This window comes from Vibrio coralliilyticus ATCC BAA-450, assembly GCF_000176135.1.
GTDB classification, from domain to species: domain Bacteria; phylum Pseudomonadota; class Gammaproteobacteria; order Enterobacterales; family Vibrionaceae; genus Vibrio; species Vibrio coralliilyticus.
The window spans coordinates 1,100,844-1,106,983 of record NZ_ACZN01000018.1 but is presented as its reverse complement, the minus strand read 5'-3'; the positions used below and the strand labels follow the sequence as shown (position 1 = coordinate 1,106,983).

The 6,140-nt window shown below is 46.0% G+C and carries 6 protein-coding genes and 1 tRNA gene; 1 reads left to right on the top strand and 6 read right to left on the bottom strand.

Annotated features, from left to right (window positions below; translation table 11 throughout):
* Positions 1-36 precede the first annotated feature (36 nt).
* The 6 genes from VIC_RS24535 to lolB all read right to left on the bottom strand — a co-directional run bounded on the left by VIC_RS24535 (position 37) and on the right by lolB (position 4,684).
* Positions 37-113, bottom strand: a tRNA-Met gene (locus VIC_RS24535).
* Between the two features lie 268 nt (positions 114-381).
* A complete protein-coding gene (gene ychF, locus VIC_RS24530; RefSeq protein WP_006963107.1) occupies positions 382-1,473 on the bottom strand; it encodes a redox-regulated ATPase YchF in 1,092 nt (363 codons plus the stop codon).
* Positions 1,474-1,483: 10 nt separating this feature from the next.
* Positions 1,484-2,074 (bottom strand): aminoacyl-tRNA hydrolase, encoded by a 591-nt coding sequence (pth, locus tag VIC_RS24525; protein ID WP_008075196.1) that lies wholly within the window; start codon positions 2,072-2,074, stop codon positions 1,484-1,486.
* Positions 2,075-2,223: 149 nt separating this feature from the next.
* Complete coding sequence (locus VIC_RS24520; RefSeq protein ID WP_006963105.1) at positions 2,224-3,168, bottom strand: ribose-phosphate pyrophosphokinase; 945 nt, start codon at positions 3,166-3,168, stop codon at positions 2,224-2,226.
* A gap of 29 nt (positions 3,169-3,197) precedes the next feature.
* Entirely contained in the window at positions 3,198-4,070 is an 873-nt protein-coding gene (gene ispE / locus VIC_RS24515) for a 4-(cytidine 5'-diphospho)-2-C-methyl-D-erythritol kinase (RefSeq protein WP_006963104.1), read from the bottom strand.
* Positions 4,067-4,684, bottom strand: coding sequence for a lipoprotein insertase outer membrane protein LolB (gene lolB, locus VIC_RS24510; RefSeq protein WP_006963103.1), 618 nt, complete (start codon positions 4,682-4,684; stop codon positions 4,067-4,069). Before lolB ends, ispE begins: the two co-directional genes overlap by 4 nt.
* Before the next feature lie 162 nt (positions 4,685-4,846).
* Between lolB and hemA the strand changes: the two genes are divergently transcribed.
* Entirely contained in the window at positions 4,847-6,103 is a 1,257-nt protein-coding gene (hemA, locus tag VIC_RS24505) for a glutamyl-tRNA reductase (RefSeq protein ID WP_006963102.1), read from the top strand.
* Positions 6,104-6,140 lie beyond the last annotated feature (37 nt).

Genomic DNA, 6,140 nt, shown 5'->3' with positions numbered 1-6,140 from the left:
TCTATTCCTAAATACTTTCGTAAAAGTCTTTAGGAATGGTGGCTACGACGGGATTCGAACCTGTGACCCCATCATTATGAGTGATGTGCTCTAACCAGCTGAGCTACGTAGCCATACCATTTTTTGTTCTTTCAGATAATTGACCTTATCGTTGGGAACGGCGCGCATTATGCGAAGTTGCAGCAAAGCCGTCAATAGTTTTTTTGAATAAATCGGGATAAATCAACTGTTCGGTTTCTTTTTAAACAAAGAGGCGTGTTAATCATCGAAAAGTGACAACAAAATGTTATCCATTAGCCAACTTAATTTAATTGCCAAAGTTCCAGAAACAACAAAGCCAGCACGAATGCTGGCTTTGAAAGTCAATGACTTGCGAAGAAATTATACGTTAAAGCGGAAGTGAACAACATCACCATCTTTCACGATGTATTCTTTACCTTCTAAACGCCATTTACCTGCATCTTTTGCACCACTTTCACCGTTGAATTCGATGAAATCATCGTAACCAACGACTTCAGCTCGGATGAAGCCTTTTTCAAAGTCAGTGTGGATCTTACCTGCTGCTTGTGGCGCTGTTGCTCCAACTGGAATTGTCCATGCTCGAACTTCTTTAACACCTGCAGTGAAGTAAGTGTGTAGTGTCAGCAGCTCGTAACCCGAGCGGATTACACGGTTCAGGCCTGGTTCTTCGATCCCCATATCTGCTAGGAACTCTTCACGATCTTCATCATCCAGTTCAGATAGTTCAGATTCAATGGCCGCACAAACTGGGACAACAACGTTGTTTTCTTTTGCTGCAAACTCACGTACTGCGTCTAGGTATGGGTTATTTTCAAATCCATCTTCGTTGACGTTGGCAATGTACATTGTTGGCTTGAGGGTTAAGAAGTTCAGGTAACCAATCGCTGCCAGCTCTTCTTTTGCCAGCTCAACAGTGCGAGCCATGCCACCTTCAGTCAGAACAGGAAGCAGTTTTTCCAGAACAGTTAGCTCAAACTTAGCGTCTTTGTCGCCACCTTTTGCTTTCTTGTTGTTACGTTGAATTGCACGTTCACAAGAATCTAGATCCGCCATCGCAAGCTCAAGGTTGATAACCTCAATGTCTTCAATAGGAGACACTTTACCAGCTACGTGAACGATGTTTTCGTTCTCAAAACAGCGCACTACGTGGCCAATCGCATCAGTTTCGCGGATGTTCGCTAGGAATTTGTTACCTAGACCTTCACCTTTAGATGCACCGGCAACCAGACCTGCAATGTCAACGAACTCCATCGTTGTTGGCAGGACTTTCTGTGGGTTAACGATCTTCGCCAGTGCGTCTAAGCGCAGATCGGGTACAGGTACAACGCCAGTATTTGGCTCGATAGTACAGAACGGGAAGTTTGCCGCCTCGATACCTGCTTTAGTTAGTGCGTTAAACAGAGTTGACTTACCTACGTTTGGTAGACCAACGATGCCACATTTAAAACCCATGATATTAACCTTATTCTGCTTTGAACGTGTGTAGACGGTTTTGCGCTTTCGATAAGCCATCCTTTATTAGGATGTCTAGACAGCGAACAGATTCATCAGCCGCTGCATCAAGTAGCTCTTGCTCTTTGGCAGGCGCTTTACCTAGAACAAATCCCGCTACTTTATCTTTGTGTCCCGGATGGCCAATACCAATCCTCAGACGATAGAAATCTTTGCAATTACCAAGCTTACTAATTGTGTCACGTAGACCATTGTGCCCACCATGGCCGCCACCTTTCTTAAATTTGGCGACACCGGGAGGTAAGTCTAGCTCATCGTGTGCGACCATGATCTCTTCTGGTTTAATCTGGTAAAACTTCGCCAATGCGGCAATGGATTTGCCAGAGAGATTCATAAAGGTCGTTGGGATAAGCAAGCGGAGATCTTGACCGTTCATCATAATGCGTCCAGTCAGGCCAAAAAACTTCGCTTCGTTTTTCAGTGTGATGTTATGAACGCGTGCCAGTTCTTCTACTACCCAAGCCCCAGCGTTATGACGGGTTCTGGCATATTCAGGCCCAGGATTGGCAAGGCCGACAAGAAGTTTGATCTGTTGACTCAAGGTTAGAATCTCTCTTGGAATCTCAAAAAGCGCAGTATGATAGCACAGAATTCTTACCTCGGGCGAGGTGTGGATTGACTGCCAGTTTGTTGCCATAAAAAAACACCCCAAAGTGGGGTGTTTTTAAGTCATTCTTATCTAATCTAAGATTAGTTGAACATTGCTGAGATAGACTCTTCGTTGCTAATACGACGAATTGCTTCAGCCAGCATACGAGATAAGCTTAGCGTAGTCACTTTACCCGTTGCCTGCATTTCTTTTGACTGAGTAATGGAGTCGGTCACGATGACTTGGTCCAGTACTGAGTTCTTGATGTTATGCGCAGCGTTACCAGAGAATACAGCGTGAGTTGCGTAAGCAAAGACTCGCTTAGCACCGCGCTCTTTAAGCGCTTCAGCTGCTTTACATAGCGTACCGCCAGTATCGATCATGTCATCTACGATCACACAGTCACGGCCTTCTACATCACCAATCAAGTTCATCACTTCGGAAACGTTCGCACGTGGGCGACGCTTATCAACGATAGCGATGTCGATGTCACCTAGTGCTTTAGCTGTTGCACGAGCACGTACAACACCGCCAAGATCTGGAGAAACAACAACTGGATTTTCTAGACCACGCGCTTCCATATCATCCAGAAGAACTGGTGTACCGAAGATGTTATCTACAGGAACATCGAAGAAGCCCTGGATTTGCTCTGCGTGTAGGTCAATGGTTAGGACGCGGTCAACGCCAACGTTAGAAAGGAAGTCAGCAACAACTTTTGCTGTGATTGGCACACGCGCTGAACGTACACGACGGTCTTGGCGAGCGTAACCAAAGTAAGGGATAACTGCTGTAATACGGCCCGCTGAAGCGCGGCGCATTGCGTCAATCATCACTACAAGTTCCATTAGGTTGTCGTTAGTTGGTGCGCAGGTAGATTGGATGATGAAAACATCACTACCACGTACGTTTTCGTTGATTTGTACAGCGACTTCGCCATCAGAAAAACGAGAAACAGTAGCATCACCAAGAGAGATGTATAGACGATCAGCAATACGTTGGGCTAGTTCAGGTGTAGCGTTACCAGCAAATAGCTTCATATCAGGCACGGTGGAAACCTCGGGGTTGCGTCCAGTATTTAGATAGATATATTGTGGGCTAAGCGATACTTAGCCAGTGTCTCGTATAAAGGAGAAATATTTTTCCCTTTAGCCACAAAAGCAGAGACATTGTCAGGTAATTGTTCAAGAACCTTGTTGGCCTCATTTTGGCTCGAAAACTCAGCAAAAACGCAGGATCCGGTCCCTGTCAGTCTTGACGGCGCGTATTGTAGCAGCCATGAAAGTTGCTTATCAACCTCTGGGTACAGCATTCGAACAATTTTTTCGCAATCGTTTACGTAATGGCTGTCAAGAAGTGTTGCCAGGTCACGTTTTGGAGTGTTTCGAGTTAAATCAGGGTGCGTAAAAATATCTGCCGTTGCGATGGCTATATCCGGTCTAACGACCAAATACCACTTTTCTTCAGGTTCTGCTTTTGTGAGCTCTTCACCGACACCTTCAGCAAACGCGGCAAAACCTTGTGTGAAGACAGGTACGTCTGCACCAAGCTTCAATCCAATCTCGGCCAGCTGTTGCTCAGTCAGTTTAGTCTGCCAAAGGTGATTCAAGGCGACTAATACTGTGGCAGCGTTTGATGAGCCACCACCAATGCCTCCGCCCATTGGTAACACTTTATCTAACTCGATTTGGGCACCGTATGAACAGCCTGTTTTCGCCTTCAGTGCCATCGCAGCTTGCCAAATCAGGTTATCTTCAACAGCTACGCCCGGCAGATCGGGTGTTAATTGAATTTCACCACTCTGATTGGCGGTAATGGTGAGGGTGTCACCATGATCAACAAACTGGAATAAGGTTTGTAATTCGTGATAGCCGTTGTCGCGGCGACCTGTGATATATAAGAAAAGGTTCAGTTTTGCCGGTGAAGGCCAATGCGTTGTTTCGCTGATCATTGATCAAGATTCCATTTGGATATAACGATGTTGATTGAAATGTCGCCTTGTTTCAGCTTGAGCTTCTGTGGCAATGGTAAAGCGCTGCCCTGATACTGGATATCTTGATAGTTAAGGTAATCAAGTTGCCAGGTTTGCCCATTCACCTGCTTAGTCAATGAAGCCAGAGTATTGGTGTCATTGAGTCGGTATGTATCAGCGTCAATTGGGCTACCTAAGAACCAGTTATTGAGTTGCTCGACAGGTAGGGTGAGCCCTGTTAGGCGATAAATTAGCGATTGGGCATCGTGTGAAGTGTAGGTTTCGTCTTCATACGTTTCTACCGAAGCACCACTCGGTGTAATTTTCAGGTTCAGTGCCGTTTGACCAATAAAAGTGGTGAGCCTAAGCTGGCTGAAATCGGGGCTGTGTTTCCACTGAAAATTGAGTGACTGGCGCTGCTGTGGTGAAATGTAGCCCAGTTTTCCGTTAGCTTGGTATTGGCTGATACTGTTCAGGCGTTGTTGGTGTGTTTGCCACTCGACATTGGTGGTGCTGGTGTCAAGAGTTGCACATCCCGCAAGAATTAAACTACTGAACAGAAAGATAAAGAAGGGACGAAAATAGGTCGTCATTGTTGGTTATTTATCCATTTGAGTCCTTGTCTTGCGCTACACTATATCATTGAAATCACGAAGTCATGAAAACATATCCCGAATACCCTTTAATTAAATCGGGCCATCAAGTAAAATTCCGTCCTTATTTGTTCATTCGCTGAAAACGAGAACCCTGATTACATGTCTTTGCTTGCTATAGGTATTAACCACAATACGGCTTCGGTAGAGTTGCGAGAGAAAGTCGCATTCGGACCGGAGAAGTTACCTCAAGCACTTAAGCAACTGGGCGATAACCCGCATGTTAATGGCAGTGTGATCATTTCAACCTGCAACCGCACTGAAATCTACTGTGACGTCAAATCTTCTGGTAAAAGCAAAGTAGTGGATTGGCTCGCTCAGTTTCACCAGGTGAGCCCTGAAGACCTGAAACCCAGTTTGTATGTACACGAAGAGCAGGCGGCGATTCGTCACCTGATGCGTGTATCCTGCGGTTTGGATTCTCTGGTGCTTGGTGAACCTCAGATTCTAGGGCAGGTTAAGCAGGCTTATTCAGACTCTCGTGAACACAAGTCGGTTGATACCGCGATGGAAAAGCTATTTCAGAAGACTTTTTCTGTCGCAAAACGTGTCCGTACCGAAACGGATATTGGTGGCAACGCCGTTTCTGTTGCTTACGCGGCCTGTACATTGGCCAAGCACATTTTTGAGTCACTTGAAGATTCTACGGTGCTTTTGGTTGGTGCTGGTGAGACGATTGAGCTAGTGGCGAAACACCTTGCAAGCAATGGTTGTAGCAAAATGATTGTTGCCAACCGCACCAGAGAGCGTGCATTGCCACTTGCTGAGCAGTTTGGTGCCCAAATCATTGGCTTGCCAGAAATACCTGATCATCTTCCTCGTGCTGATATTGTGATAAGCTCCACGGCCAGCCCGCTGCCAATCATTGGTAAAGGGATGGTGGAAAGTGCGCTGAAAGCCCGCCGTCATCAACCCATTTTGTTGGTGGATATTGCGGTGCCTCGTGATATTGAATCGCAAGTGGCTGAGCTTGATGATGCGTATCTCTACTCTGTAGATGATCTGCAATCGATTGTCGAAAGCAATATGGAGCAGCGAAAAGTTGAAGCCATACAAGCGGAAGCGATCGTCAGTGAAGAGAGTGCCACGTTCATGTCATGGCTGCGCTCTCTTCAAGCCGTCGACAGTATTCGAGATTATCGAAAATCGGCCAATGACATCAGAGAAGATCTACTGAATAAAAGTTTGCAGTCTTTGGCAGCGGGGACTGATCCGGAAAAAGTATTGCTGGAGCTGAGTAATAAGCTCACTAACAAGCTGATTCATGCGCCGACCCGAGCATTGCAAAGTGCTGCAGAACAAGGTGAGCCGGCTAAGCTCGCCACATTAAGACAAAGTTTGGGTCTGGAAGACTCCTAATTTCATTGGACGTGAAAACGGCCAATCTATCGAACCC